Source organism: Acidovorax sp. IB03 (assembly GCF_016406015.1).
Lineage (GTDB): Bacteria > Pseudomonadota > Gammaproteobacteria > Burkholderiales > Burkholderiaceae_C > Acidovorax > Acidovorax temperans.
On the sequence record NZ_JAEFCH010000024.1, the window covers coordinates 18,656 to 43,749 of the forward strand.

The 25,094-nt window shown below is 65.4% G+C and carries 22 protein-coding genes; 6 read left to right on the top strand and 16 right to left on the bottom strand.

Going from position 1 to position 25,094, the window contains the following annotated elements:
* Positions 1 to 34: 34 nt before the first annotated feature.
* Positions 35 to 1,615 (bottom strand): ABC transporter substrate-binding protein, encoded by a 1,581-nt coding sequence (locus IHV84_RS13490; protein ID WP_198847225.1) that lies wholly within the window; start codon positions 1,613 to 1,615, stop codon positions 35 to 37.
* A gap of 74 nt (positions 1,616 to 1,689) precedes the next feature.
* The gene (locus IHV84_RS13495; protein ID WP_198847226.1) at positions 1,690 to 2,298 is read right to left on the bottom strand and encodes a LysE/ArgO family amino acid transporter; all 609 of its coding nucleotides are present in this window, start codon (positions 2,296 to 2,298) and stop codon (positions 1,690 to 1,692) included.
* Between the two features lie 76 nt (positions 2,299 to 2,374).
* On the opposite strand from IHV84_RS13495, the gene IHV84_RS13500 reads away from it, so the two are divergent.
* Complete coding sequence (locus IHV84_RS13500) at positions 2,375 to 3,265, top strand: LysR family transcriptional regulator ArgP (RefSeq protein ID WP_198847227.1); 891 nt, start codon at positions 2,375 to 2,377, stop codon at positions 3,263 to 3,265.
* 22 nt (positions 3,266 to 3,287) lie between these two features.
* On the opposite strand, the gene IHV84_RS13505 is transcribed toward IHV84_RS13500, so the two are convergent.
* The 3 genes from IHV84_RS13505 to alr all read right to left on the bottom strand — a co-directional run bounded on the left by IHV84_RS13505 (position 3,288) and on the right by alr (position 7,272).
* Positions 3,288 to 5,129 (bottom strand): ABC transporter ATP-binding protein, encoded by a 1,842-nt coding sequence (locus IHV84_RS13505; RefSeq protein ID WP_198847258.1) that lies wholly within the window; start codon positions 5,127 to 5,129, stop codon positions 3,288 to 3,290.
* 162 nt (positions 5,130 to 5,291) lie between these two features.
* On the bottom strand, positions 5,292 to 6,089 hold the full coding sequence (locus IHV84_RS13510) for a hypothetical protein (RefSeq protein WP_233100008.1): 798 nt from the start codon (positions 6,087 to 6,089) through the stop codon (positions 5,292 to 5,294).
* Positions 6,090 to 6,165: 76 nt separating this feature from the next.
* Complete coding sequence (alr, locus tag IHV84_RS13515; protein WP_066691117.1) at positions 6,166 to 7,272, bottom strand: alanine racemase; 1,107 nt, start codon at positions 7,270 to 7,272, stop codon at positions 6,166 to 6,168.
* 137 nt (positions 7,273 to 7,409) lie between these two features.
* Between alr and lplT the strand changes: the two genes are divergently transcribed.
* From lplT to IHV84_RS13530, 3 genes are all read left to right on the top strand, one after another.
* Positions 7,410 to 8,714: a lysophospholipid transporter LplT gene (gene lplT, locus IHV84_RS13520; protein ID WP_198847228.1), complete on the top strand. Its 1,305-nt coding sequence runs from the start codon at positions 7,410 to 7,412 to the stop codon at positions 8,712 to 8,714.
* A gap of 132 nt (positions 8,715 to 8,846) precedes the next feature.
* Positions 8,847 to 9,731 carry a DMT family transporter gene (locus tag IHV84_RS13525; protein WP_198847229.1) on the top strand — a complete coding sequence of 295 codons (885 nt, stop codon included), beginning with the start codon at positions 8,847 to 8,849 and terminating at the stop codon, positions 9,729 to 9,731.
* A gap of 73 nt (positions 9,732 to 9,804) precedes the next feature.
* Complete coding sequence (locus IHV84_RS13530; RefSeq protein WP_198847230.1) at positions 9,805 to 10,293, top strand: glutathione peroxidase; 489 nt, start codon at positions 9,805 to 9,807, stop codon at positions 10,291 to 10,293.
* 199 nt (positions 10,294 to 10,492) lie between these two features.
* Here the strand turns inward: IHV84_RS13530 and IHV84_RS13535 are convergent, their stop codons facing one another.
* From IHV84_RS13535 to IHV84_RS13555, 5 genes are all read right to left on the bottom strand, one after another.
* Positions 10,493 to 10,741, bottom strand: coding sequence for a DUF1272 domain-containing protein (locus IHV84_RS13535; protein ID WP_198847231.1), 249 nt, complete (start codon positions 10,739 to 10,741; stop codon positions 10,493 to 10,495).
* Between the two features lie 163 nt (positions 10,742 to 10,904).
* Positions 10,905 to 11,549, bottom strand: a complete 645-nt coding sequence (locus IHV84_RS13540; RefSeq protein WP_198847232.1) for a hypothetical protein — start codon at positions 11,547 to 11,549, stop codon at positions 10,905 to 10,907.
* Positions 11,550 to 11,785: 236 nt separating this feature from the next.
* Positions 11,786 to 12,520 carry a YafY family protein gene (locus tag IHV84_RS13545; protein ID WP_198847233.1) on the bottom strand — a complete coding sequence of 245 codons (735 nt, stop codon included), beginning with the start codon at positions 12,518 to 12,520 and terminating at the stop codon, positions 11,786 to 11,788.
* A 57-nt stretch (positions 12,521 to 12,577) separates the two neighbouring features.
* Positions 12,578 to 13,069, bottom strand: coding sequence for a GyrI-like domain-containing protein (locus IHV84_RS13550; protein WP_198847234.1), 492 nt, complete (start codon positions 13,067 to 13,069; stop codon positions 12,578 to 12,580).
* Between the two features lie 91 nt (positions 13,070 to 13,160).
* On the bottom strand, positions 13,161 to 14,021 hold the full coding sequence (locus IHV84_RS13555) for a ProQ/FINO family protein (protein WP_198847260.1): 861 nt from the start codon (positions 14,019 to 14,021) through the stop codon (positions 13,161 to 13,163).
* Positions 14,022 to 14,261: 240 nt separating this feature from the next.
* On the opposite strand from IHV84_RS13555, the gene IHV84_RS13560 reads away from it, so the two are divergent.
* Positions 14,262 to 15,176 (top strand): ABC transporter substrate-binding protein, encoded by a 915-nt coding sequence (locus tag IHV84_RS13560; protein ID WP_233100010.1) that lies wholly within the window; start codon positions 14,262 to 14,264, stop codon positions 15,174 to 15,176.
* A complete protein-coding gene (locus IHV84_RS13565; RefSeq protein WP_198847236.1) occupies positions 15,173 to 17,683 on the top strand; it encodes an EAL domain-containing protein in 2,511 nt (836 codons plus the stop codon). Before IHV84_RS13560 ends, IHV84_RS13565 begins: the two co-directional genes overlap by 4 nt.
* Before the next feature lie 268 nt (positions 17,684 to 17,951).
* On the opposite strand, the gene IHV84_RS20690 is transcribed toward IHV84_RS13565, so the two are convergent.
* From IHV84_RS20690 to glnK, 6 genes are all read right to left on the bottom strand, one after another.
* Positions 17,952 to 19,535, bottom strand: coding sequence for a methyl-accepting chemotaxis protein (locus tag IHV84_RS20690; protein ID WP_304503485.1), 1,584 nt, complete (start codon positions 19,533 to 19,535; stop codon positions 17,952 to 17,954).
* Between the two features lie 209 nt (positions 19,536 to 19,744).
* Positions 19,745 to 20,998 carry a glycolate oxidase subunit GlcF gene (gene glcF, locus IHV84_RS13575; RefSeq protein WP_198847237.1) on the bottom strand — a complete coding sequence of 418 codons (1,254 nt, stop codon included), beginning with the start codon at positions 20,996 to 20,998 and terminating at the stop codon, positions 19,745 to 19,747.
* A 51-nt stretch (positions 20,999 to 21,049) separates the two neighbouring features.
* Positions 21,050 to 21,862, bottom strand: coding sequence for a YoaK family protein (locus IHV84_RS13580; protein ID WP_198847238.1), 813 nt, complete (start codon positions 21,860 to 21,862; stop codon positions 21,050 to 21,052).
* A gap of 10 nt (positions 21,863 to 21,872) precedes the next feature.
* Complete coding sequence (glcE, locus tag IHV84_RS13585; protein WP_198847239.1) at positions 21,873 to 22,994, bottom strand: glycolate oxidase subunit GlcE; 1,122 nt, start codon at positions 22,992 to 22,994, stop codon at positions 21,873 to 21,875.
* Between the two features lie 195 nt (positions 22,995 to 23,189).
* A complete protein-coding gene (gene amt / locus IHV84_RS13590; RefSeq protein ID WP_198847240.1) occupies positions 23,190 to 24,713 on the bottom strand; it encodes an ammonium transporter in 1,524 nt (507 codons plus the stop codon).
* A gap of 31 nt (positions 24,714 to 24,744) precedes the next feature.
* On the bottom strand, positions 24,745 to 25,083 hold the full coding sequence (gene glnK, locus IHV84_RS13595; RefSeq protein WP_044397167.1) for a P-II family nitrogen regulator: 339 nt from the start codon (positions 25,081 to 25,083) through the stop codon (positions 24,745 to 24,747).
* Between the last annotated feature and the right edge of the window lie 11 nt (positions 25,084 to 25,094).

A 25,094-nucleotide genomic window follows, 5' to 3' on the forward strand; every position in this document is an offset into this window, starting at 1 on the left:
CAGGCACCGGGGCTTTTTTACTGGGCGAAGGCGATCAGTTCACCTTCAGATAGCGCCAGTCGATGCGGTTGTCCGCGCGGTGGATGATCTCCACCTTCTTCGAGCCCGCCCAAGGAATCACCTGGTTGTACAGCGGAATGTGCGACACCAGCTCATGCTCCTTGATCAGCGCCTGCTCGATCAGCTGGTTGCGCGTGGTGGCATCGGTTTCCTTCTTGATGCGCTCGATCAGCGCATCCATCTGCGGGTCAGAGAAGCGGCCCAGGTTGAAGTTACCGTCACCGCCTGCGCCGGGCGAGCGCACCAGCGACTGCAGGCTGTAGAACGCGTCAAACGTGGGCACGCCCCAGCCCAGCAGGTAGATGCTGGCTTCGTTGCGCTGGATCATCGGAAAGTAGGTGGCAAACGGCAGCGAACGCAGCTTGGCCTTCACGCCCACCTTGGCCCAGTGCGAGGTGATGGCCTGGCACAGCTGTTCGTCGTTGATGTAGCGGCCCGCGCTGCACGCAAAGTCCACCTCAAAGCCGTTGGGGTAGCCCGCATCGGCCAGCAGCTTTTGCGCGGCCTTGGGGTCATAGGGGTAGCGCACGTCGGCTTTCTTGGTCCAGCCGTTCACCTGGTTGGCAATCAGCGTGCCAGTGGGCTGGGCCAGGCCGCGCAGCACCACGCGCTGGATGGACTGGATGTCAATCGCCTGGTACAGCGCCTTGCGCACGCGCAGGTCCTTCAGCGGGTTCTTGCCCTTCACGTCCGAGCCGGGCAGTTCTTCGCGGAACTGGTCCAGGCCCAGGAAGATGGTGCGGTACTCCGGCCCTTCCAGCACCTGCAGGTTGGGGGTTTGCTTGATGCGTGCCAGGTCTTGCAGGCTGGGGTCGATCACGAAATCGATTTCACCCGAGAGCAGCGCCGCCGTGCGCGTGGCATCGGCCTTGATGGGGGTGTAGACGATTTCGGTCAGGTTGGCGGGGTACTTGCCCTTGCCCCACCAGTGGGGGTTGGGCTCCAGCACCACGCGCTGGTCGGGCGTCCACTGCTTGAGCTGGTAGGGGCCGGTGCCCAGCGCGTTGCGGTGGGCAAAAGTTTCGTCCTTGGTCTTGATGTCCTTGGGCTCGACCGACTTGTTCTTCTCGGCCCAGGCCTTGCTCATGATGCGCAGCTCGGTCAGCTGGTTCACCAGCACGGGGTTGGGCAACTCGGAATGGATGTCGATGGTGTAGGCATCGACCTTTACCACGCGGTCAATGCCCTGGGTGTAGACGGCGAAGTTGGAGCTTTTGGCCTTGGCGCGCTCCAGCGAGAACTTGGCGTCGTCGGCCGTGAACTCGCTGCCGTCGCTGAACTTCACGCCCTTGCGCAGCGTCAGGCGCAGTTGCGTGGGCTTGATGAGCTTCCACTCGGTAGCGAGCGACGGCTCGGGCTTGAAGGTCTTGCTGTTGTATTCGACCAGCGTGTCGTACACCGCGCCGTGCATGGTGTTGTTCACGCCCACGTTCTGGGCGTGGATGTCCCACGAAGAAATGTCCACAGAACGGGACCAGCGGAAGGTTTTGGCCTGCACGGTCAGCGGCAGGGCCGTGGCCAGGGCGGCCGCGAGCAAAAGGGTTTTGAAACGCATGGGGGATCACTCCAGATCAATCAGTCCCCCAACTATGAACCAAACCGCAGCCCGATGTAACGAACTTATCGTTCTTAGCTTAGACCCATCGCAAATGCCAAGGCCATCATGCAGGCAGCCGTCACCCCATCCAGCACCCGCCACGCCTGGGGGGAGGCGAACAGTGGCGCCAGCCAGCGTGCGCCAAAACCGATGGCAGTGAACCACAGCGCGCTGGCCAAGGCCCCGCCAGTGGCAAAGGCCGCCCGCCCCCAAGTGGGGTAGGGGCTTGCCATGGTGCCCAGCAGCACCACGGTGTCCAGGTACACATGGGGGTTGAGCCAGGTCAGGGCCAGCAGCGTGAGCACCGTGCTGCGCAGGCTGTTGCCCGGCCCGCCCGCCGTCACCAGCAGCTGGCCCGGCCGCAGTGCCCGCGCCCCGGCCTGCAACGCATACGCCAGCAAAAACGCCGCACCGGCCCAGCGCATCCACTGTCCCCACTCGGGCCGCGCCAGCAACACACCGCCCATGCCCCACACCCCCGCCTGCAGCAGCACGGCGTCTGACAAAGCACACAGCGCCACCACGGGCAACACATGCTCACGGCGCAAACCCTGGCGCAGCACAAACGCGTTTTGCGCGCCAATGGCCATGATGAGCATGGCGGTGGAACTGAAGCCGTGGACGAAAGCAGTGGTGGTCATGGCCTGCATTCTGGCGACTGCACCACAGTCATGCCAGCTATACTTTTTAACGATCCGTCAAAATTACTAACCAGCCATGCAGCTCGATTCGGCCCAGCTCAATGCGTTTTCTGCCGTCATCGACGAAGGCAGCTTCGAGCGCGCAGCCGCCTTGCTGCACATCACCCGCTCTGCGGTGTCGCAGCGCATCAAGCTGCTGGAAGAGCGTGTGGGCCAGGTACTGGTGCGCCGCGCCACGCCCTGCACTGCCACCGAAGCCGGGCAGGCCCTGTACCGCCACGCCCACGAGATTGCGCTGAGCGAGGCCGATGCCCTGGCCGCTATTGGCGGGGGCCCGCGCAGCACCACGCGCCTGGCCATCGGCGTCAATGCCGACTCGCTGGCCACCTGGTTCCCGGCCGCCATGGCGCAGGCGGGGGAAGACCCTTCCATCACCTTCGACATCCATGTGGAAGACCAGGACCATTCGGCCAACCTGCTGCGCGAAGGCCGCGTGATGGCCGCCGTGACGGCCGACCCCCAGCCGGTGCAGGGCTGCCAGGTGCTGCCCCTGGGCACCCTGCGCTACCGGGCGCTGGCCAGCCCGGCCTTCATGCAACGCTTCTTTGCCACGGGCGTGACCGCCACCACGCTGGCCCGCGCACCCATGCTGGTCTTCAACCGCAAGGATGCGCTGCAAGGCCGCTATGTGCGCCGCATCACCCGCCGCACCCTCACGCCGCCCGTGCACTGGCTGCCCGAAGCGCACGCTTTCGTCAAAGCCACCGAAGCCGGCCTGGGCTGGGGCATGGCCCCGGACCTGATGGTGGCTGGCCACCTGTACGCCGGCACGCTGGTCGAGCTGATTGCAGGCAAGCCGGTGGATGTACCGCTGTACTGGCAGTACTGGCGGCTGAATGTGCAGGCCCTGGCCCGCATGACCGCTGCCGTGCAATCCCAGGCGCACCGCGCACTCGCCACCCGCTGACGAACAGCGGCGCGGCGGCTGGCTATTCCATGCGCTGCGCCTCGCCCAAAAAGCCCCCGCTCTGGTGCGCCCACAGGCGGGCGTAAATGCCGCCCTGGGCCAGCAGTTGGGCGTGGGTGCCTTCTTCCACGATGTGGCCGCCGTCCATGACGATGAGGCGGTCCATCGCGGCGATGGTGGAGAGGCGGTGGGCGATGGCGATCACGGTCTTGCCCTGCATGAGGCCGTCCAGGCTTTGCTGGATGGCGGCTTCCACCTCGGAGTCCAGCGCGCTGGTGGCTTCGTCCAGCAGCAGGATGGGCGCGTCTTTGAGCATGACGCGGGCAATGGCCACGCGCTGGCGCTGGCCGCCCGAGAGCTTCACGCCGCGCTCGCCCACATGGGCTTCATAGCCGCGGCGGCCTTGGGGGTCGGTCAGGGTGTCAATGAAGGCTGCGGCCTCGGCGCGCTCGGCGGCGGCGTGCAGTTCTTCCTCGGTGGCATCGGGGCGGCCGTAGAGGATGTTGTCGCGCATCGAACGGTGCAGCAGCGAGGTGTCTTGCGTGACCATGCCGATGGCGTGGCGCAGGCTGTCTTGCGTCACTTTTGAAATGTCCTGCCCATCAATCAGCACGCGCCCGCTCTGAATGTCATGAAAGCGCAGCAGCAGATTGACCAGAGTGGACTTGCCCGCACCCGAGCGGCCGATGAGGCCGATGCGCTCGCCGGGGCGAATGGTGAGGCTGAGCCCGTCAATCACCGGGCGGCCACCATCCTGGTAAGCAAAGCGCACTTGCTCAAAGCGCACTTCGCCCTGCGTCACGCGCAGCGGCTGGGCGCCAGGGGCGTCCACCACCTGGCGGGGGCGCGTCAGGGTGTTGATGCCGTCCTGGATGGTGCCCACGCTTTCAAACAGGGTGGTTACTTCCCACATCACCCAGTGGGCGTGGCCTGCCACGCGCAGGGCCATGGCGGTAACGGCAGCCACCGCGCCAGCGCCCACCTGGCCTTGCGTCCACAGCCACAGCGCGGTGCCGCAGGCGCCCAGAATCATGCCCACCACCAGCACATGGTTGACGATTTCAAACCGGCTCACCAGTCGCATCTGCGCGTAGCCGGTTAGCTTGAAGGCGTCCATGGCAGCGCGGGCAAACTCGGCTTCGCGGTGGGTGTGCGAGAAGAGCTTGACGGTGGCGATGTTGGTGTAGGCGTCGGTGATGCGCCCGGTCATGAGGGCGCGGGCGTCGGCCTGGTCGCGGCTGACCTTGCCCAGGCGAGGCACAAAGTACCAGCACACCAGGCCGTAGCACACCAGCCAGCCCGCAAACGGCAGCAACAGCCGCGCATCAAAGCCCCAGGCCAGCAGCAAGATGGTGATGAGGTACACGCCCATGCCCACCACCACGTCGGTGGTGGTGAAGATCATGTCGCGCACGGCCAGCGCGGTCTGCATGATCTTGGTGGTGATGCGGCCGGCAAACTCGTCGGCATAAAAGGCCATGCTCTGGCCCAGCATCAGGCGGTGAAAGTTCCAGCGCAGGCGCAGCGGCAGGTTGATGGCCAGCGCCTGGTGCTTGACGCTGGTGCGCAGCGCCACCAGCGCAATGCTGCCCACCATGGCTGCGGCCACCCAGGTGAGCGTGTTGCCGCGCTGCGCCCACAGGGTGGCGGGCGTGGCGGCGGCAATCCAGTCCACCACGCGGCCCAGCACGGCGAACAGCAGGGCTTCGTACACGGCAATCAGTGCCGAGAGCCCGGCCATCGCCACCACATAGCCGCGCACGCCGCGCGCGCAGGCCCAGACGAAGGCCAGAAACCCCCGAGGCGGCAGCGCAGGCTCGTTGCTCGGGTAACAGGGAACGCTTTTTTCGAAAAACTTGAACAGCAAGGCAGGCCTCCAGAGCCGAGCATCCTAGGCAATGTTCATGAACATTGCCTGCACTGCGGAATTCCTGGGCCGCCCCGATCGCTACACTTTTAATAGCTACTCGCGCTTGATGGACGGGCGCTACCTGTCATTTTTATGTGCATAGGAGCAGCATCTGCCTCAGCCACGCTGCAGCATCCGCACCGCTTCGGGCAGCGAATCCACCTGCGGCAGGAAGTGGTCAATGGTGGCGCCCAGCAGTACGGCGCACAGCAGCGCGCCCAAAAGGGGCTTCCAGGTCAGGCGCACGGCGGCGGTGAGCCAGCCTTCGCGTTCCACCCGTGTGGCCACGCGCACGGCGGCCACGGAAAAAGCCAGCTCCACTGCCACGGCCAGCAGCACATCCCAGCTGAAGAACAGCATGGCCAGCGCGCCCGCACCGGCCAGAATGGCAGCGCCGATCAGAAAGATGGCCACCACCGGAATGATCACCACGGCGCCTTCATCAGCGCCGCCCAGGCCGTCCAGCGCGCCGCTGGCCAGGTCGCCAACGCCTTTGCCGGATTCCGCACTGTCGGCCACATCGCTCATGCGGGGCATCTCGGGCGAGCGGGTGCCGCCACTGCGGGGCACTGAGCGGGCCAGATCGGCCACGTCCACCGCCACATCCAGGGCATCGCCCGCATCGGCGCTGCCGCGCTCCTCCTCGTCATCGATCAGGCGCGCAGCCCACCAGCGCAGCACCAGCAGATAAATGCCATAGCCCACGGCCAGCGTGATGGCGTAACGCACCGACAGCAGATGCACGCCCGCCTGCTTTTGCAACCAGGCGGCCAGCAACATCCCCAGAAGCGTGAGGGTGCCAATGCACAGGCCATGCCAGCGCAGGCTGTGGCGTTGCTCAAGGTCGTGGGCCACGTCGCGCGCGGTCAGGCGCACAGAGATCCAGCGGCGGCGCGGGGAGCGGCGGGTGGTCATGGGGCCGCACTATAAGTGCGGCGGCCTGTGCGCCAGGGCGAACCAACGACGTGATACGTCGAACGGCACAGCCGTATCAGTCCACCACCACGGGCACCCGCTGGGCCAGGGCGCACATCAGCTCGTAGCCCACGGTGCCTGCGGCGCGGGCCACTTCGTCAATGCCCAGCACCTCGCCGTTGCTGGCGCGGCCCCACAGCGTGACTTCGCTGCCCATGCCCACGGGCACACCGGCCTGCTGCAGGGGGGTGAGGTCCACGGTAATCATGTCCATGCTCACGCGGCCCACCAGGCGGGTGCGCACGCCGTTCACCAGCACCGGCGTGCCAGTGTCGCAGTGGCGCGGGTAGCCGTCGGCATAGCCGCAGGCGGCCACCCCGATGGTGAGCGGCCCTTCGGCCGTGAAGCGCGAGCCATAGCCCACGGTGTCGCCCGCCTGCAGTTGCTGGGTGGCCAGCAGCCGGGTCGATAGCGTCATGGAGGGCTGCAGGCCCCAGTGGGCGGCGGTGTTCTCTGGGCAGTCGGGCGCGCTGCCGTACACCACGATGCCGGCGCGCACCCAGTCGGCGCGCACCCCGGCATCGGCCGCGTGGCGCAGGGTGGCGGCGCTGTTGCTCAGGCTGCGCTCGCCGGGCAGGTCTTGCGTGGCGGTGTTGAAGGCAGCCATCTGGTGGGCAATGCCGCGCGGGCCGTCGGCGTCGCTGAAGTGCGTCATGTACGAGATTTCATCCACCTGCGGCAGCGCGTTCAGCCGCGCCCAGGCGGCGCGGTAGCGGGCAGGCGTGAAGCCCAGGCGGTTCATGCCCGAATTCATCTTGAGGAAGACGCGGTGCGGCACCTGCGTCTTGTGGGCGGCCAGCCAGTCGATCTGCTCATCGCAGTGCACCGCGTGCCACAGGCCCAGGCGCGAGCACAGCTCCAGATCGCGCGGCTCGAACACGCCTTCGAGCAGCAAGATGGGGCCACGCCAGCCCAGGGCGCGCACGCGCTCGGCCTCGGCCAGGTCCAGCAGGGCAAAGCCATCGGCCGCGCGCAGGCCTTCAAACACCCGCTCAATGCCGTGCCCGTAGGCGTTGGCCTTGACCACGGCCCATACTTTGGCATCGGGCACGGCGCTTTGCACGCGCTGGAGGTTGTGTTGCAGAGCAGCGGTGTGGATGTGGGCTTGGATAGGGCGTGGCATGGGGGTTTAACCGGGTGAACAGCCCCGGATTCTGTCACTGCCGCCGTTTATCCGCGTGATATAACCGCCGGTCACTTGCCACGGTTTTCTACTTTTACCAGGGCATCAGCGCCGCTGATGCAGCCACAAGCCCTCCGATGAAGCGCGGTTTCTACACGATCATGTCGGCGCAGTTTTTCAGCTCGCTGGCCGACAACGCACTCTTCGTGGCCGCCGTGGAGTTATTGCGCACAGAAGGCGCGCCCGAGTGGCAACGCGCCGCCCTGGTGCCCATGTTTGCGCTGTTCTATGTGGTGCTGGCACCGTTCGTCGGCGCGTTTGCCGACGCGCTGCCCAAGGGCAAAGTCATGTTCATCAGCAACGCCATCAAGGTGGTGGGCTGCCTGATGATGCTGTTTGGCTCGCACCCACTCATGGCCTACGCGGTGGTGGGGCTGGGGGCGGCTGCCTATTCACCCGCCAAGTACGGCATCCTGACCGAGCTGCTGCCCGCGTCTCAACTGGTCAAGGCCAATGGCTGGATCGAGGGGCTGACGATTGCCTCCATCATCCTGGGCGTGCTGCTGGGCGGGCAACTGGTGGGGCAACACCTGTCGGTGCTGCTGCTGAGCATTGACATCCCCCTGATCGACACCGGCGTAGACACCCCTGCCGAATCGGCCATTGCCGCGCTGATCCTCGTGTACATGGTCGCCGCCTGGTTCAACACCCGCATTCCACACACCGGCGTGGAAATGCGCCCTCTGCGCACCGACCCTTCGCGCAACGTGCTGGCCAACACACTGGCGCTGCTGCCCGACTTCTGGGCCTGCAACAACCGCCTGTGGCGCGACAAGCTGGGGCAGATTTCGCTGTCCACCACCACCCTGTTCTGGGGCGCAGGCGGTAACCTCAAGTTCATCGTGCTGGCCTGGGCCGCTGTGGCGTTGGGCTACAACACCACGCAGGCCTCGGCCCTCACGGGCGTGGTGGCCATTGGCACGGCCGTGGGTGCGGTGGTGGCATCCATGCGCATGCGGCTCGATGCCGCCACCAAGGTGATTCCGCTGGGCATTGCCATGGGGCTGCTGCTCATCCTCATGGTGTTCATCGACAACATCTGGCTGGCGATTCCGTTTTTGATTTTGCTGGGCGGCCTGGGCGGCTACCTGGTGGTGCCCATGAATGCGCTGCTGCAGCACCGGGGCCACAACCTGATGGGCGCCGGGCGCTCGATTGCCGTGCAAAACTTCAACGAACAGGCCTGCATCCTGGGCCTGGGCGCGTTCTACAGCCTCTCGCTCAAGCTGGGGCTGTCGGTGTTCGGCGCGATTACTGCGTTTGGTCTGGTGGTGGCGGGCACCATGTGGCTGATCCGCCGCTGGCACATCAGCAACTGCCACCGCCACCGCGAAGAGGTGGAACACCTGCTGCACATCGCGCGGCAAGACCACCACCACTGAGCACCGGCCGCCAGCGGACCGGGTCGGGGGCGTTACAGACGCACCCTGATCGGCACCGAACCGCCCCGGCGCCCATCACTCCTTTTTTGATAGCTTCCAGCGCTTACCCATCAAGCGCTAGCGCCCGATTTAATGCAAAGTTTTCTTCCCGTTCTGGCGTTGGTGTTCAACGCCTTTGTCTGGGGCGTTTCCTGGTGGCCGTTTCGGCAACTGCACGGCGCCGGGTTGCACCCCCTGTGGGCTACGGCACTGATGTACGCGCTGGCCGTGGGTGGCCTGCTGCTGGCGCGCCCTGGCTTGCTCGCGCGCACCTTGCAGCACCCAGCCCTGTGGCTGCTGGCCCTGTCGTCGGGCCTGACCAATGTGGCCTTCAACTGGGCCGTGACGGTGGGCGACGTGGTGCGGGTGGTGCTGCTGTTTTATCTGATGCCCGCCTGGTCGGTGCTGCTGGCCTGGCGCGTGCTGGGCGAGCGCCCTACGCGCATGGCCGTGGTGCGGCTGGTGATGGCATTTGCGGGCGTGGCCCTGGTGCTGGTGCCTGCGGATGCGTCCATTGAACGCATGGTGGGCCACTTGTCAGGGGCCGACCTGCTGGCCCTGGCCGGGGGCTTTTGCTTTGCGCTGACCAGCGTCACCCTGCGCCGCCTGCACCGCGTGCCCAGCGAATCCCGCATGCTGGCCATGTTTGGCGGCGGCGCCCTCATGGCCACGGCCAGCGCCTGCGCGGGCTTGCTGGCGGGCTTTGTCACGCCGGTGCCCGCTTTGGCCATGGGCTGGGTCGTGGTCGCGCTATTGCTGGCCACGGCCTTTTTACTGAGCAACTACGCGCTGCAGTACGGCGCCACGCGGCTGGCGGCAGGCACCACGGCGCTCATCATGCTGTCCGAGGTGGTGTTTGCCAGCGTGTCATCGGTGCTGCTGACAGACACCGCGCTGGACGCGCGCACCGTGCTGGGCGGCAGCCTGATCGTGTCGGCCGCCCTTCTGGCCACGCTGCGCTGGCCCCGAAAAGCCTGACGCACCCGCAGAAACAGCGGCGCCGATACGATGGGCGCAGTCACCCCACTGTTCATCCCACCGAGACTTGCCCATGCCCCAAGACATTTATGCATTCGACGCCCAGGACATCCAAGGCCAGCGCGTGGCGCTGGAGCAGTTTCGGGGCAAGGTACTGCTGATCGTGAACACCGCCAGCGCCTGCGGCTTCACACCCCAGTTTGCGGGGCTGGAGCAGTTGCACCAAACCTATGCAGACCGCGGACTGTTGGTGCTGGGGTTCCCCTGCAACCAGTTTGGCAGCCAGGACCCCGGCAGCAACGACGAGATTGCCAGCTTCTGCCAGCTCAACTACGGCGTGAGCTTTCCGATGATGGCCAAGATCGACGTGAACGGCGCCAACGCCTCGCCCCTGTACCAATGGCTCACCGCCGAAGCGCCCGGCCTGCTGGGCAGCAAAGCCATCAAGTGGAACTTCACCAAGTTCCTGGTCGGCAAAGACGGCCGGGTAATCCGCCGCTACGCACCGCAAGACGCGCCGAAGAAGCTGGCGGGGGATATTGAGGCGGCGCTGGCAGGTTAAGAGGGCCAAGCCTGCGGCGTTTTTACCTATGTTGGCGCCACTGCTGCTTTCGAACAGAAGCGGCCTGTGGAAGTCAACGCCCAACGCCTGCGGTACGCCGCACCAAAGTGCGAAGCACGGAAGGCACCCAAAAGCGGCACTTGCTGGTGTAGGTTTGACCGAGCTTTGAGGCTGGCGGCAGATGCGCTGGCCATGGCGCTTACGCAGCCTCTTTGCAGCCGTGCGGCTTCAACACTCTTTCCGTCGATGCGGGAAATCTGGCCAATTTGGCCGCGGGACGCCGAGGACGAGCGACCAGCTCACCTCCGCAATTAGGGCACTTGCCAGCCAAGACGCCTTCCGCACAAGTAGAGCAGAAGGTGCACTCGAATGAGCAAATGCGTGCGTCTGCGGACTCAGGAAAAAGATCCTTGTCGCAGCACTCGCAGTTGGGGCGCAATTGAAGCATTCCGGGTTCCACCATGTTTGTTAATGAAGGCCTGACGACCAAAGTAAGCGGCGCCCGAACCGAAGGCGGAGAGAAGCAACACCGGCCACGAAAATGTCGAAGGCATGGTCAGTGTTGGCATTCGCTTGACCACCTATTTCAGCCACACCTGCGGTGCAGGAATTTATGCATTTTTAGCGCCTTTAGCCAGGGTTTCAAGCATATTTAGGGTGGCCCGCTCGGCTCTGTCGCCGTCAAAGATCAGGTTGTTGAGGCCAAGTCCCGAAGCTGCCTCATTAATTGACTTGCAGGTGACATCGATCAAATCGCGAAGTTGATTAGGTGTAACCCCATTGATCTCGTACACCTTACTGCGAGTGAGCCCATGCTCGTTATGCACAACAGATTTGTTTCGAATCGCCATCACTCGCTGAACGATCTCTCGATGTGGCTTTAGCGCATGATGGATTGCAAGCGCTGATTTGTTCATGCCTTCAGCGCGGAGCGCGTGCCTGAACTCTTTGAGTCCGGCAACGCGACTGTCTTGGTCAAAGATCTTTGCTAGGGAAAGCCAGAACAACGTGTAGTGACCAGAATTGGCGGCGTGGAAGAAATCGACATATGCGAAATCGTTCATCGCGTCGTAATACTTCGGCAGGGCCTTGTTTCGAAGTGCCCACCAAACTTGGAAGTGCGCTCTAGCCTTGATCCCCTCTTCAATCAAAGTATGCGCAATTTCCTTTGCTTTGCTCATGTTTGGTGTGGCCTCACTTAATGCATGCTGCAAACGCCGCAGGATAAAACGGATGATGCAGGAGATTCTGGGCACTGGTTTCTCTTGGAAGTGGCTTGCAGCATGGGTTTGCTGGCGACTGTCTGTTTAAACATCCATGTATAAAAATCTACGAAACCAGATTCGCTTCAACGAAGCAAATATAGCTCGCTGCCGGGCAGGGACAGAGCCCACAGACGGCACGGTTCCGGACTATCAGGCAGCGGGGAACGAATGAACGACGGCTCCGGCCCTCTTCCCGTCTTCGCCCTCACTCGTTGCGCCCCACCCCTTCAGGAATTTCCATCTGCCCCCGGTGCAGCCACGCACTCCAGCGGCCACCCGTCCCTCTCTGCCTCCACCTGGCGCAGCAGGTCGGCCAGCGTTTTGCCGGGCTCTTGCCGAAAGCGCTCGGGCAGTACGATGAAGGCGGCAATGCGGTCGATGCGAAAGCCCCGGAAGTCGTTGCGCAGCTCGCACCAGGCTGACAGGGTCCACACCTTGCCCCAGTAAAAGCAGCCCAGCGGCCGCAGCCGGCGCAGGCTGGGGCGGCCCTGCACATCGGCGTAGTCAATCTGCACCACGTGGCAGCTTTGTACCGCTTCGCGCAGGGCCTGCAGCGTGGCCTGGGTGCGGGCGTCGAGCCCCACCAGGGGCGCGTACAGCGCCTGGGCCTCGGCTGCCAGCCGGGCTGCGGGGGGTAGCACCGACAGGATCTTGCCCAGCGCCCCCTCCACCTCGCGCGCGAGGCCCGGGTCCAGCCAGGCTTGCGCCAGGCGGGCTGCGGCCACCAGGGCGTTGGCCTCGCCCTGGCTGAACATGAGCGGGGGCAGCTCAAACCCCGCCCCCAGGCGGTAGCCCACGCCCGCTTCGCCTTCGATGGGCACGCCCTGGTGCTGCAGGTCGGCCACGTCGCGATAGATGGTGCGTTGCGAGACTTCCAGCCGCTCGGCCAGGAAGGCGGCGGTGGACAGGCGCCGCCCGCGGATGAGCTGCACGATCTGGAACAGGCGGTCAGCGCGGCGCATGTTTTGAGCAAAAACAGGCTCTAGCGCTTATGCAACAAGCGCCATTAGCTACATATTTCATAGCAAATCACCCCGCACACCAATGTGAAGCGCCACATGGTACGGGCCCGAGTAGGCCTCGAAGTCGGTGCCAAAGCGCCGCTGCACCTGCGGGTGGTTGGCAAAGTAGCGCCACACGGCGCCCCAGGCGTCGATGACCAGCTGGGGCATCTGGCCCTCGGCTTCAAACACCAGGTAGGTGCCGGCTTCAATGTCCACCGTGGTGGCGCCCTGCATAGCCTGATGGTGTGTCGGAGCCGCGACACCGGCGGTCACGTCGAAGGCGCCATGCTGGTCTGAGGCATAGCCGCTGTAGACGCCAAACACCCGGCCATCGGCGCCGGGCGGGGGCAGCTTGTGTTCCCAGCTTTCGCTGAAGAAACGGTCCCACAGCGGGCCGATGCGGGCGCTGGCCGGGTCGGCCTCGGCCGCATTGGTGGTGCGCACGGCGATCCCGGCCACGCGAAAAGCCGCCACGGTGGTTGCCTGGGGTGCGATGAAAGAGGACATTCCAACTCCCTGTATTTATTCACAGGGTTGGCATGGTGCCGCGTGGCTGCTGACACCGTGATGTCAGCAGCATGGCAGTGCTGTGGCGTGGTTACACCGCCGGGGCGCTGGCGGATGGGTTGCCCTGGGCGGCAGCGGCCAATTTGCGCGCGCGTTCGAGTTGCTGGCCGGTGCTGCGCGGGTCCATGCCATACATGTCGGCAAACTGCTCCAGCGTGCTGCCGCTGGCCTCAAAGGCGCGCAGCAGGGCTTCAGCCTTGGCGTTGCGGGCGGCCCATTCGGCAAAGGCTTCTTCCAGGATGGCATTGGCCGCGTCGTCGCGGCCCACCACCAGTTCGGTGTAGGCCTCGCGGGTCAGGCCAGAGGCTTCGAACGCGGCAATGATGCGGTTGCGCAGCTTGGGCAGCAGGTCTTCGGTGGAGCGGCCCTTTTGGTTCTTGCGGCGGCGGTACACCTCCAGCAAGGCGTGGTGCACATGTTCGGGGGCCATGGCCTCTACCGGCTGGCCTTGCAGGTCATGGCGCTGCTCGCCAGCGGCGACGGCCTGCAGGTAGCGGGTGGAACGGGTGTGGATGCCCAGCGCCACCTTGAGGGCTTCGCGCTCAAACGCGTCGGGGTGGGCGGCCAGCAGGTCCTGGAAGATACCGCGCTTGAGCGGGCGGAACACCGCGCCAAACAAGTGGGGGTACAGGCCCGCCAGTTGTTCCAGCACGGGGTGGGGAGTGCGGGGGGCTTTGGCCACGCCAGGGGCAGCATCCGGCGTGGTGGCCGCGGGTGCAGGGTTGCGGGGGCGCTGGCGCTTGCCGCCACGGCGGGCACGGCCGGCCCCGGTAGCGGCGGCATCAACAGATGCGGGAGCGGGAGAGGGGGACGAAGAATCGGCAGACATGGTCGTGGCAATCAGGCCGCAGGCAGGCTGCAGCAGCGGACGGAGAAAACAACCCCGCATCATCCCAGATTTCACTGCCGGGCCGTTTCTGGCGCTGTCAGCGAGTTGTACCCCGCGCGACGTACCCTGAGAAACCGCGCCATCCAAACCGATGTGTTCTTTGTTTGACACACCTGCTTACTCACACTCGCTTACCATTGGGCAATGCATTCCGCTGTGCCCCACACCGCTGACTCCCCCGGCAAACGTTCCGGGTGGCGGGGGACTTGCATTGCACTTGCCCTGGCCTCTTGCGCCGCGCTGTTGAGCGCGTGCGGCGCCCGCTATGAGGCCCCGCTGACGGTGGGCACCAACACGTGGACGGGTTACGAGCCCCTGTACCTGGCGCGCGACCTGGGCCTGCACGAAGGCCTTCCCCTGCGCCTGGTGGAGCTGGGCTCCACCACCCAGAGCATGGATGGGCTGCGCACCGGCCGGCTCGACATGGCGGGGCTGACGCTGGACGAAGCCCTGACGCTCGTCCAGGAAGGCATTCCCATCAAAGTGATCTGGGTCTTGGACATTTCCCAGGGCGCCGACGCGCTGGTGGCCCGCTACGGGGTGGCCGGGCTGGCGGACCTGCGCGGCCGCAAGGTGGGGGTGGAACAAACCGCCGTGGGCGCCTACATGCTCAATGCTGCATTGGCCAAGGCTGGGCTGCGCACCACCGACATCACCGTAGTGCCCCTGCCCCTGGACGAACACCTGACGGCCTGGCGCGAAAGCCAGGTGGACGCGCTCGTGACCTTCGACCCGGTGCTGCAGGTCTTGCGTGGCGAGGGAGCGCCGGTGCTGTTTGACAGCAGCGCCATCCCCGGTGAAATCGTGGACGTGCTGGTGGCGCGCACCGACGCGCTGGCCTGTTGCACCCAGCGCATCTCCCAACTGCTGGCCGCCCACGAACGCGCCCTGGCCCACCTGGGTACCGCGCGGGAGGACGCTCTGCGGCGCATGGCGCCCCGCCTGGGCCTCACCCCCACAGAGATGGACGCGGCCTTGAGTGGCATTGAACTGCCCGACGCCGCCGCCAACCGCACCTTGTTGAGCGGATCTGAGGCGCGGCTGGCCGCCTCGGCGCAGCGCATGGCGCTCACCATGCTGGAACAGGGCTTGCTGCAAAGGCGGGTAGACACCACCCACCTGATCGACGACCGCTTCGTACGCGGCACAACCCCATGACAGCGCCCCACCCGGAGCCCGCAGTCGCCACGCACACCGTGCGGGTGTTCAATCTGCGCCTGTGGCTGCCCCTGTCGCTCATCATTGCCAGTGCGGTGATGGCCTTGATTCTGATTGCAGACCAACAGCGGCATTACGCCCAGGACCTGCAGCGATTTGCCGACCACACGGCGCACGCGGAACTGCTGGAAACCCAGCGGGCATTGGAGACCGTGCTGCGCCGCAGCGATGGCAGCGGTACGGTGGGCATTGTTTCGCAGCTGGGCCTGAACCCTGCCATTGCCCACGCCGCCCTGGTGGGCCCGGACGGCAAAGTCATTGCCGCTACGCGCTTTGCCTGGAAGGGCCGCACCGCCACCGAACACGTGCCCGGCTATACCGAAGACGCCGTGCGCCAGGTTCGCCGGGCGCAGCGTGAGCTCTTGACGCTGGACCGTGCGCAGCTGCGATTGACGGCAGTGGCCCCGGTCACCATGGGCCTGCAGTCTGGCGAAGTGCGCGCCACGCGCCAGGGCGTGCTGTGGATTGATTACGACCTGCGCCCCATCGCCGTTGAAAACTGGCAACAACGCCACACACAGGCCGTGGTGCTGGCGATGGCCGTGTTGCTTGGTTCGCTGGGCCTGCTGGCCTTGGCGCACTGGGGCATTCTGCGGCCCGTGGCCGCGCTGCGTGCAGGCATGGAACGCATTGGCGCAGGCGATTTCACCCACCTGCCACGCCTGCAGGGCAGTGGCGATTTCCACGACCTGGGACAGGCACTGCAGAAAATGGCGAACGAATTGCAGGCACGCAACACGGCGCTGGCCGAAAGCGAGGCCCGCTTCCGGCAACTGTCAGACGCCTCCTTTGAAGCCATCATCCTGCACGAAAACGGACGCATCACCGATGCGAACGCGGCCGCTGACCGCCTCATGGGCGTTGCGCCCGGAGGGCTGGTGGGCACGGCCATGCTCTCCTGGGTCTCCCCCCCCTTTCTGGAACGCACCATTCAGCGCACCACGCAGGGCATGGAAGGCGTGTGGGAAGTGGACCTGCAGGATGCACAAGGGCAAACCATCCCCTGCGAATGCAGCGTACGCCGCCGCCAGCTGGACAATCGCCAGGTGCGCGTGGTGGCGGTGCGCGACATCCGCACCCGCCTCGCGGCCGAGGCCGAAATCCGCCAACTGGCCCATTTCGACGCGTTGACCGGGCTGAGCAACCGGCGCTCGTTGCTCGAACAAGTCGTGCAGGAGCTGGCAGCGGCCGATCTGCAACCGCGCCGCGCAGCCCTCGCCACCATCAACATCAACGCGTTCCAATCGGTCAACGACTCGCTTGGCATGGCCGCCGGAGATGTCGTGCTGCGCACCATGGCCCGGCGGCTGAGCGCGCTGCAAGGCCAGGGCCAAACGTTGGCCCGGGTGGACGGCGACACCTTTGCCCTGCTGCTGTGCGACCTGCAAGGCGATTTGAACCAGGCATCGGCCGAGGCTGCACGCACCATCGAACGCCTGCTGACCGCCATTGCCGAGCCACTGGAAGTGCAGGGCCAGGTGCTGCACCTGTCTGCTGGGGCGGGCGTGGTGATGATTCCGGACGACAGCCGCGATGCCCCCGAGTTGCTGCGCGAAGCAGAAACCGCCATGCACCGCGCCAAGGATGCAGGCGACAGCCGCGTGTACTTTTTCGCCCACGCCTTGCAGGAAGCCGCCAGCGAACGCCTGGCGCTGCGCAGCGACCTGCGCCGAGCGTTGGAAGCCAAGCCCGCGCCGCTGCTGCTGCACTACCAGCCCCAGGTGGACAGCCAAGGCCGCTTGGCTGGCGTGGAAGCCCTGGTGCGCTGGCAGGACCCGCGTCGTGGCCTGGTGTCGCCCGTGCATTTCATCCCTGAAGCCGAAGCCAGCGGCCTGATCGTGCCCCTGGGCAACTGGGTGCTGGAAGAAGCCGCCACCACTCTGCACCGCTGGCAAAACGATCCCGCCTGCACTCCGTGGGCTACGAAGCTGACGATGGCCGTGAATGTGAGCGCCCGTCAGTTCCGTGAGGCGGACTTCATCGGCCGCATTGAATCGCTGATCGCCCGTGTGGGCATCGACGCCTTTTCGCTGGAACTGGAGTTGACGGAAAGCGTGCTGGTGGACGACCTGGAGGCCACGCTGGAAAAAATGGCCCAGCTGCGCAGCCACGGCGTGCGCTTCGCGCTCGACGACTTCGGCACAGGCTATTCCAGCCTGGCCTACCTCAAGCGCCTGCCGATTGACGTTTTGAAGATCGACCGCTCGTTCACCATGGACATCGACGCCCCCGAGCACAGCGGCCAAGGCAAACGCCCTGCGGTGCTGATCGACGCCATCGTGGCCATGGCCCACCAGCTGGACCTGCGCGTGCTGGCCGAGGGGGTGGAGACCCTGGCCCAGCAAGAACGGTTGCTGCGCTCTGGCTGCGACCTGTTCCAGGGCTACCGCTTCAGCCGCCCACTGCCCGAGACAGAGTTCCGCGCCTGGGCGGCGGCGCTGCAGTAAGCCAGCTTGCCAAGGCGGCCTCTACGGCCCACCCACTGTTCCCAACACGCAGGGAACATTACCGTTAGAGATTGTTGTCCAGTCTTGCCCCGGTACGCCGCTAGTCAGGCGGGCGAACTGACAAACAGCGAAACCAGACAGTTCTGCAAACTCCAGACACGCTTGCCCCGCAGGATGCGTCGGCACATCAAGCGCTTTCAACGGGCGCAGTGCCAGCGACAGCACCACACAGCCCGCTTTGAAGCGGGCGGCTAACCTCAGCAAAGCGTCAGAACGATTCCCAATTGTCGTCAGAAGCCGTGGCCTTGGCCGGCGCTGCCACAGCGGACTTTGGTGAGGCAGCAGGAGCATGGCGCACCGCAGGTGCCGGCGCACGCTGAACGGCTGGAGCCCGTGCAGGCGCAGGCGCAGGCGCAGGAGCAAAGGCTGGGGCAGGCATGGCCTTGGGCTGACTCAAGGCTTCGCCCGCCATGCGGAAGACGGCCATGGTTTGCACCAAGGCTGCGGCCTGGTTTTCCAGGCTGCTGGCAGCGGCGGCCATTTCTTCCACCAAAGCAGCGTTTTGCTGTGTGCCCTGGTCGATGACGGTGATCAGCTCCTTGATCTCCTTGGCCGCAGTGGCCGTGCGTTGCGACAAGGTACGCACCTCGGCTGCCACCACCGCAAATCCCCGGCCTTGATCGCTCGCGCGCGCGGCTTCCACCGCGGCATTCAGCGCCAGGATGTTGGTCTGGAAGGCAATGGAGTCGATCACCCCGATGATGTTGCTGATACGGTTGCTACTGTCGTGGATGCCCTTCATGGTGTTCACCACGTTGCTCACCACCGTGCCACCCTGCTCTGCCACCCGGGCAGCTTCCTTGGCGAGCTGGTCGGCACGGCGGGCGCTTTCGGCGTTCTGGCGCACGGCGGCGCCCATTTCGTCCATCGACGCGGCCGTTTGCTGCAGCGCTGCGGCCTGCTGCTCGGTGCGGGCGGACAAATCGTGGTTGCCCGCAGAGATTTCACGGCTCGCGGTAGACACGCTTTCTGCACTCTGGCGAACGGTGCCCACCACTTCGGCGAGGCGCTCGCGCATGTTGCGCAATCCGGCCATGATGCTGACTTTGTCTCCCTCGCGGGTCAGCACATCCACACCCAGATCACCGTTGGCCACAGCCAGCGCCACGCGTTTGAGGTCAGGCGGGTCTGCCCCCAGGTCGCGCACCACCGCGCGCAGGTACCAGCCCAGGCCCGAAAGACAGGCCACCACCAGCACCATCACCGCCACGGCGATGTTGCGGTCGGCAGCGGCCAGGCTTTTCACCTCGTTGATGGTCAGGGACAGGCGCTGGCTCTGGCGCTTCTTTTCACCGTCCAGCACGGCCAGAATTTTGTTGCGTGCGGGGATGGCGCGATCCACCAGGAAGGCGAACGCTTCATCCTTCTTGCCGTCCTGGATGAGGCGCAGGTTTTCCTCTCCCACCTTCCAGAACTCGTTCACCAAGCCTTGCAAGGGCACGAACGCCTGGCGACCTTCGTCATCGAACATCCCCTGGCCCAGACCTTCCATGGCTCCAGCAATGGTTTTGCGCTTGTCTGCAATATCGGCCAGCGTGGCTTCCAGTTCCTGGGCGTTGCGCGCCAGAATGGCGTGGCGCAACTGCAGCGATACGCGGGTGACGTTCAGTTCCATCTCCGAGATGCGCTGCAGCTGGGGTACGTTGACGGTGCGCACCGAATCCGCATCGTCGCTGATGCGGCTCATCATGAACCAGATGGCCACCGCCACAGCGGCAAGCAGCACAAACATCACGCCGTTGATCAACAGCAAGCGCTGGCCCATCGTCCAGGCATGGTGATGGTTATTCATGGAATCTCCCGCAGCACTACCGCCCGATCACCAGGGCTGAAGGTGTTGAAACTGTGTCAATGAACGTTTCAACTCTAGTTTCTTTGGCGCCCCCGAACAATCAAGCTGCGCACTTTGGAGATAGTGTTGGGTCGGCGCGACGACATGTCCGTCAACCGTGTCCGAGCAGCAAATCAGGCAAACGCAGCACAGCAACGCCCTGCGAGAGATCAGCGCTGCCTCAGGGCTTCATCCAGCACTTCCACCCAGTGCCGTACCGGCGTGCCAGTGCCGCTTTGCAGGTGGGTGATGCAGCCGATGTTGGCCGAAAGGATCATGTCCGGCGGCTGCTCGCCGAAGGCTTCGTTCAGCACGCCCAACTTGCGATCGCGCAGCTGGTGAGACAGTTCGGGGTTCAGCACCGAGTACGTGCCCGCCGAGCCGCAGCACAGGTGCGCTTCGTTGCGCGCGGCGCGAAGTTTGAAGCCGAGCTGGTTCAGGTGCGACTCCACCCCACCGCGCAGCTTTTGCCCATGCTGCAGGGTGCAGGGGGGGTGGTAGGCGTACAGGGTGTCAGGCTGGCTCACACGGCCCTGCAGCTTGGCGGCCAGCTCGGGCAGCATGGCGGGCAGCAGCTTGGACAGATCGCGTGTGAGGGCGCTGATGCGCTCGGCCTTGGCGGCGTATTGCGCATCGTCCTTGAGCAGGTGGCCGTATTCCTTCACCGTCACACCGCAGCCCGAGGCGTTCATCACAATGGCTTCCACCCCGCCCTGCTCCACCAGCGGCCACCAGGCGTCGATGTTGGCGCGCATCTCGGCCTTGCCACCTTCCTGGTCGTTGAGGTGGAACTTCACCGCACCGCAGCACCCGGCCTTGGGCACGACGACCGACTGCACGCCCACGGCGTCGAGCACGCGGGCAGTGGCGGTGTTGATGTTGGGCATCATCGCGGGCTGCACGCAGCCGGCCAGCATGATGACCTTGCGCGCGTGTGCGCGTGTGGGCCAGGCACCCGCATCACGCGGGGCGGGCACCTTGGCCTTGATCGCTTCAGGCAGCAGGCCACGCACCATTTGCCCGGCCTTCATCGCAGGCGCAAACAGCGGCGAGGGCAGGCCTTCCTTCAGCGCCCAGCGCAGCGCCTTCTCGCCTGCAGGGCGGGGCACTTTCTCGTCCACGATCTTGCGGCCAATGTCCACCAAGTGGCCGAACTGCACGCCGCTGGGGCAGGTGCTTTCGCAGTTGCGGCAGGTCAAGCACCGGTCCAGGTGCATCTGCGTGGCGCGTGTGGGCTCGGCGCCTTCCAGCACTTGCTTGATGAGGTAGATGCGGCCGCGCGGCCCGTCCAGCTCGTCGCCCAGCAGCTGGTAGGTGGGGCAGGTGGCGGTGCAAAAGCCGCAGTGCACGCACTTGCGCAGGATGGCTTCGGCTTCCTGTCCATCAGGGCGGGCTGCGTATTCGGGGGCAAGTTGGGTCTGCATGGAGCGTGCCTGGAGATAACGGTAAAGATCGGGGGGTGTTGCGCCAGCGGTCTAGGGGCCTGCATCGGGCCCGGGCGGGCTGGCGTCGCCCGGCTGGGGGCCAGCGCGGCGCTGCAGCAGCAACTGCCGCAGCTTCTGGCGGTCAGCCCACAGGGGGGGCAGCGACAAGGTGAGCAGCACCAGCGCCAGCGGCAACACAAAAATGAAACCCACGTACTTGAAGCCGGCGGCGCCTACCAGCCCGCCCACCAAAAACATAGCCGCCAGGCCGGCAAACAGGCGCAGCCGGTCGCGGTTCGCCTTCACATAGCGCTCAGGGGCGGTGCCGCTGCGGTTCCAGTAGAGCATCTTGCCCATCTCGATGCCCAGGTCGGTCACCACGCCGGTCATGTGCGTGGTGCGGATCTGGGCCGACGACATCTTGGTGACCACCGCGTTTTGCAGGCCCATGAGGTAGGCCAGCAGCAGCACCGTGAGGGGCACAGCAAACGGCGTGGGCCAGCCCAGGGTGATGGCGCCCACCAGCCCAAACAGCAGCATGAGGATGGCTTCGAGCAGCAGCGGCAGCGCGTAAGTGCCGTGCAGCTGGTGGTGGCGCGCCCAGTTCACCAGAATGGCCGTGCTGCCCGCGCCTGACATGAAAGCCCACAGCGTGCCCACCGCGCCCAGCACCAGCTTCATGTTGCCCAGCACCAGGTTGTCGGCCAGTGACGAGAGAAAGCCCGTCATGTGCGAGGTGTACATCTGCGCCACCAGAAAGCCGCCCGCATTCACGGCCCCGGCATTGAACGCCAGCAACAGGCCCAGCACCCGGTTGGTGGTGACCGTGCGGTGGTGGCCCGTGAGGTGGATCAGGTGGCGCATGGGCCGCGCATTACCAGGCGGCGGCCAGGCGGCCCGGGTTGAAGATGCCCGCGGGGTCGAACGCCTGCTTCACGCGGGCGTGGATTTGCGCCAGCGCGGCAGACTTTGGATCAAATTGGCCGCTAGCGCTTTCTGGATAAGCGCTGACAGCTACAAAAACAGAAGCACTACCACCCACCGCCTCGGCAGCGGCGCGCAGGGCATCGCCCGCACTGGCGGGGGCCTGAACCCAGCGCAGGGCGCCATGCCATTCCACCAGCGGCTGGGCGGCTGCAGGCAGCGCCAGCACCGGCGCGGTGGCGGGCAGAGACAGGCGCCACAGGGCCAGGTCGGGCTGCTGGGCGCGCTGGGCAAACCAGGGCAGGGTGTGGTCGCGGCAGGCAGACCAGTCTGGCGCGGTGGCGGCATTGTCCAGCAGTGTGCCTCCCATGCTCTTGCACGCAGCCTGCACGGCAGCCACGGCGCCGCGCAGGCGCACATACAGCGTGCCCACGCCACCGTCTTGCAGCCAGCAGCTGGCGTTCAGCGGCAGGGGCTGGCCGCCCCAGGCGTGCAGCTTGCGCAGGGCGTCGGCCTGGTTGCATTCAAAGCGCAGCGTGGCCTCGGCCGGGGCCACAGGCAGCACCTTGAGGCTGACCTCTGTCAGCAGCCCCAACGTGCCCCAGGCACCCGCCATGAGGCGCGAAACGTCGTACCCCGCCACGTTCTTCATCACCTGCCCACCAAAGGTGAGCGGCTCTGCCCGGCCGTTGATGAGGCTCACGCCCAGCACATAGTCGCGCACCGCGCCCACGCTGGCGCGCGCGGGGCCCGACAGGCCTGCCGCCACCATGCCGCCCACGGTGGCGCCGGGGGAAAAGTGCGGCGGCTCAAAGGGCAGGCACTGGCCCTTGGCGGCCAGTGCGGCTTCCAACTCGGCCAGGGGTGTGCCCGCGCGGGCGGTGATGACCAGCTCGCTGGGCTCGTAGCTGGTGATGCCCGACAGCAGCCGCGTGTCCAGCACGTCGCCGCGCAGCGCACGGCCATGGAAGTCTTTGGTGCCCCCGCCCCGGATGCGCAAGGGAGTCTGGTCTGCAACGGCGGCGCGCACGCGCTCGGTGATCTGGGCAAGGGCTTGGTCCATGCCCTGCATCGTACCGGGTGTGACTTTGCAGCCAGGCGCCGCAGCGCATGAATTTTTTGAACAAAGGCTGTGCAGCTTCTTTGCAACGGGCACAAAAAAGGGCCACCACGGCGGCAAACCGGGGTGGCCCAATGCTTGAGGAGACTCGCTATAAGAAAACGGGGCGGCTGCCGCACCACCAGACACGGCAGCCGGTGGTCCCCCTTAACGGCTGTACGCCGTTTCGCCGTGCGATGTGATGTCCAGACCTTCGCGCTCGTCTTCTTCCGAGACGCGCAGGCCCACCATCAGATCGACCAACTTGAACGCGATGACCGACACCACGCCCGACCACACCACCGTCAGCAACACGGCCTTGGCTTGCGTCCAGACCTGGGCGGCGATGGAGTAATCGGCCGCTGTCACCATCGAAGCTGTCACCCAGTCAGCCACGTAGCCGGGGCCGCCCAGGGCGGGGGAGTTGAACACGCCAGTCAGCAGCGCACCCACGATACCGCCTACGCCGTGCACGCCGAACACGTCGAGCGAGTCGTCCGCGCCCAGCATCTTCTTGAGGCCATGCACACCCCACAGGCAGGCAAAACCACCCACCAGGCCGATGATCAGCGCACCGCCGATACCCACGTTGCCCGCCGCAGGCGTCACCGCCACCAGGCCAGCCACGGCGCCCGAGGCAGCGCCCAGCATCGAAGCCTTGCCGCGCATCAGCGCTTCACCCAGGCACCAGGCCAGCACGGCAGCAGCCGTGGCCACCAGCGTGTTGATAAAGGCCAGGGCGGCGAAGCCATTGGCTTCCAAAGCCGAGCCTGCGTTGAAGCCGAACCAGCCCACCCAGAGCAGGGATGCACCCACCATGGTCAGCGTGAGGCTGTGCGGGGCCATGGCTTCCTTGCCGTAGCCAATGCGCTTGCCCACCATGAAGGCGCCTACCAGGCCAGCGACAGCTGCGTTGATGTGCACCACGGTGCCGCCAGCGAAGTCCAGCGCACCCCATTGCCAGATCTGGCCAGCCTTGCCGGTCATGGCGTCGGCCACTTCCTTGCCGGTGTAGGCATCGGGGCCCATCCAGAACCACACCATGTGGGCCACGGGCAGGTAGCTGAAGGTGAACCACAGCACCATGAACAGCAGCACGGCAGAGAACTTGATGCGCTCGGCAAAAGCGCCCACGATCAGTGCGCAGGTGATGCCGGCAAACGTGGCCTGGAAGGCTGCGAAGGAGATTTCAGGAATCACCACGCCCTTGCTGAACGTGGCCGCGTTGGCAAAGGTGCCCGCTGCGTTGTCCCAGATGCCTTTCATGAACAGCCGGTCAAACCCGCCGATGAAGGCATTGCCTTCGGTGAACGCCAGGCTGTAGCCATAGATGAACCACAGCACCGTGATCAGCGAGAACGTGACCATGACCTGCATGAGCACGGACAGCATGTTCTTGCTGCGCACCAGGCCACCGTAGAACAGGGCCAGGCCAGGCAGCACCATCAGGATCACCAGGATGGTGGCGACCATCATCCAGGCGGTGTCGCCCTTGTTGGGCACGGGGGCGGGAGCCTCGGCAGCTGCTGCTGGCGCCGCGGCGGCTGGGGCGGCAGCAGGTGCTGCGGGGGCCGCTTCAGCGGCGGGGGCGGTGACTGCGGCAGGCTCTGCAGCAGGCGCCTGGGCCAGGGACAAGGTGCCTGCAGTCAGCAGGCTCAGCCCCAGGACGAAAGAAGCAAGTAGTTTTTTCATGGCATTTCTTTCCGATGGGTATGGCGGGGCCTCAGAGGGCTTCCTTACCGGTTTCGCCGGTGCGGATGCGCACCACCTGTTCGAGGTGGGACACAAAAATCTTGCCGTCACCGATCTTGCCGGTGCGGGCTGCGCCTTCGATGGCTTCGATCACGCGGTCCACCAGGTCGTCGGCCACGGCGGCCTCGACCTTGACTTTGGGAAGAAAGTCCACCACGTACTCGGCGCCGCGGTACAGCTCGGTGTGGCCCTTCTGGCGGCCAAAGCCCTTGACTTCCGTGACGGTGATCCCTTGCACGCCGATGTCCGAGAGCGCTTCGCGCACTTCATCGAGCTTGAAGGGTTTGATGATGGCAGTCACCATTTTCATGTTCAGTTCCT